Consider the following 3,148-nt stretch of genomic DNA (forward strand, 5'->3'; position numbering starts at 1 on the left):
CCGTGGTCTCGAGTTTTGCATTGAGCTGAACTTCCACCAAACGCGGCTTGATTAGGTGTTTAGTTCCCATAGATGCGGCGCGCGACTGGAATTCCCGGGCCGAGTTCACTTTGCGAGCTGGCATGCGGATCGCTATCCAGAACCACTGCCGTTCGCGAGCTTAGTAAAAACGTCGGCGCGTGTGGTTCCGCGAAACCAAAACCTTTGTTTTGTGGCATGACACGATCAGGTGCGGCACCCGATCAGCACCAAAGGGCGTGCTCTAGTGATGCTAGTCCACTGCGTCATTGACTTGGCACCGGGCGAATTCGACGGGAAGGATCGTCATATTTCCATTTGATTGGTTTCGGGTTTTGATTGTGCTCGCGGATATAACGCATCAGTTTGCGATCCAGATCCTTCACCGAAGTGAAGACGCCGCGAGCGATCACATCACGCTGAATGCGTGAGAACCAGTTTTCCACCTGGTTAAGCCACGACGAGTAAGTCGGCGTGAAGTGCAAGCGTACGTTGCGATGCGCGGTGAGAAAGTCGACCACCCGCTGCGTCTTGTGGCTGCTTACGTTATCGCAGATCACGTGGATTTCCCGACGTTTGGGCTGGCGACGACGTCAGTCAGAAAGGCCACAAACTGCTCGCTGGTGTGGCGCGACGCGGTCTTGCCCAGCACCTCGCCGGTCGCCGTATTGAACGCCGCGAACAGGCTGAGTGTCCCGTTGCGTTTGTATTCGAAGCCATGGCTCTCGGCGCGTCCCGGCGACAGCGGCAGCATCCGGTCATTACGCTCAAGTGCCTGGATCGCGGTCTTCTCATCCACGCAGAACACCGCCGCGTGCGCCGGCGGGTTCAAATACAGCCCAATCACGTCGGCAGCCTTGGTCTCGAAGTCCGGGTCGTTGGAGACCATGTGTCGTTCCAAACGCTGCGGCTTAATGCCGTGTTTGCGCCAGATGCGCTGCACGGCCGAGACCGACACGTCGCCCAGTTCTGCTGCGAGCTTGTAGCTGCTCCAGTGAGTCGAACCGTCGGCTGGTTTGTGCTTGAGGGTGCGGTTAAGTACCCGCGCTTCCAACTTGGCAGGCGGCTGCACAGGAGCGCGCCCGGGATGGCGAGCGTACATGCCGGCCAGTCGCTCGTTGAGGAAGCGCCCCGACCAACGTGCGATGAAACGCGAGTCGCAGCCCAGTGCGCTCATAATCCCGTCGCGCGATTCACCGTCCTCGAGCATCAAGATCAATTTTGCACGTCGCACGTCCGCCGCGCGCACCGTTCGGCTGCGTGCCGCTGAAAGTAGTTGCGCACGTTCGGTATCAGTCAGATTCATTTTTCCCATGCCCTAAATTCGAACATAGACGGGGTGCCAAGTCAATGACGCAGTGGACTAGTGGCTGGCGATGATGCGCAAATCGATTCGAAAATCACTAAGAATCGCCTCTGCGGTCGGCAAGATCGTGCGTTCGTATCGCATCCATCGGCCGAACTGTCCTATTGCGGGAGTGCCGGTACATTTTCGGGGCTTATTCAAGCGTATTTTCGTCGCAACGTCAATCCAGACAACGATTCCACAGGGCGTTGCAATCGAGCGTGGGATAAACCTTTGTGTCCAAGGGCGGGCGGGTACAATCTATGTACTTTAATCTGTCAAGTTCAAAGTTGGGCCTACAATTTCAACACCGTTTGACAGAGGTTCACAATGTCCCGTCGACTCCCGCCTTTTGCCGCCATCCGTGCCTTCGAAGCCGCTGCGCGCCATTGCAATTTAAGGCTTGCCAGCGAGGAACTTTACCTGTCCATTTCCGCGGTTAGTCACCAGTTGAAGTCGCTTGAGCAGTTCTTGGGTATTCAGCTTTTCAATCGTACGCACAATACTTTGGAACTGACCAATGTTGGACAGACGTACATGAAGTCTTTGGCGGAAGCGCTTGATCTGATTGCGTCGGCCACCGCCAAAACCGAGGCTATTCGCAACACGACTAGCATTTCCATCAACACATTCCCTTCACTTGCGGTGCTATGGCTGATGCCCCGGCTTTCGACCTTCTATCGGCAATATCCGGAGGTAGACGTCAACATTTTGACTTCTATAGAGCCATTGACGTTCCGGTCTGGCTTGGTAGAATTAGCCATACGCTACGAGGATTTGAAAACCGTGCCGACTAGCAACACGGTATTGTTTGAGGAAAAGATTTATCCGGTCTGCTCGCCACAGTACGCAGCGGACGCGGGCTTGCTGGACCCTAACGCCACCTTCGGCAATGTCACCGTCATCCAATGCCAAACAAGTCCCAACGAATGGGAAGACTGGTTCAAGTCTGTCAACGCTGCGGACATAAAACCGTTTAGAGTTTTGAACGTCGACAATCGCGCGCTCGCGCTTCAAGCCGCGGAGAGCGGTCTGGGCGTGGCCATGGGCCGGACTCCATTTGCGGAGCGTCTGCTAACAGAAAAGCGGCTGTGTAGACTTATGGAGCAGCTACTGCCCACGGGTTTTGGCTATACCGTGTGTCTGTCTGACAGTGCGGTCCGTAGTCCCGCTGTCAAGGCGTTTGCATCGTGGCTGGTCGAACAGGGAACGCAATCGTCCGAATAAAAAATTTCAACCACCACCAGTTTATTTCAATTTTTCTCTTACGAGTGCGTTGCTAGCATGAGTCCACGCAGCTGGTTCAACGGCTAATTCGTTGAGCTGAAGCGGCATCGGTGCTTGGAGTCTCTATGCGAAGCGTAAATGCACTTAATTGGATTAATACGGATAAGTATCCGCTCGACAACCCCGGCGCTGAATCGCTGCGAATTGTCGTCAATGACGTTCGCTCGCAGTTAAGGTCTAATGGCTGCGCGGTGCTCAAGAATTTCATCCGGCCCGAAGCGCTGGGTGCGATGGCGTCAGAAGCGGCCATGCTGGCACCGCGTGCGTTTTTCACACATGCTGAAGCTACCGTGTATGGCGGTGAACCTGATGAGAGTTTTCCGGAAGGGCATCCGCGCCGTCATATCCTGAAGCGAGAAAACGGGTTTGTAGCTGGCGATTTTATTGATTTGTCAACAGGCATCCGCCAGATCTACCACAGCCCGGAACTCAAGGCGTTCCTTGCAGGCTGTCTTGGCGTCGATGAAATCCATGAATTTGGCGACCCACTCGCGCAAC

At 55.1% G+C, this 3,148-nt stretch carries 2 protein-coding genes and 1 pseudogene; 2 read left to right on the forward strand and 1 reads right to left on the reverse strand.

Features of this window, described 5'->3' with window-relative positions:
* Window positions 1-284: 284 nt before the first annotated feature.
* Window positions 285-1,333 (reverse strand): annotated as a pseudogene (locus ACFFAR_RS29125) (IS630 family transposase).
* Between the two features lie 360 nt (window positions 1,334-1,693).
* Here ACFFAR_RS29125 and ACFFAR_RS29130 point away from each other — a divergent pair.
* Window positions 1,694-2,590 (forward strand): LysR substrate-binding domain-containing protein, encoded by an 897-nt coding sequence (locus ACFFAR_RS29130; RefSeq protein WP_375509002.1) that lies wholly within the window; start codon window positions 1,694-1,696, stop codon window positions 2,588-2,590.
* A 125-nt stretch (window positions 2,591-2,715) separates the two neighbouring features.
* Window positions 2,716-3,148, forward strand: a 433-nt coding sequence (locus ACFFAR_RS29135) for a hypothetical protein (protein WP_375509003.1), incomplete at its 3' end; no start/stop codon positions are given.

Origin of the sequence: uncultured Caballeronia sp. (genome assembly GCF_964243625.1) — a bacterium.
GTDB lineage: Bacteria > Pseudomonadota > Gammaproteobacteria > Burkholderiales > Burkholderiaceae > Caballeronia.

Bases quoted from the DNA above. Each gene is read 5' to 3' on its own strand.
- ACFFAR_RS29130 (WP_375509002.1), top strand. From the start codon at position 1,694: ATGTCCCGTCGACTCCCGCCTTTTGCCGCCATCCGTGCCTTCGAAGCC.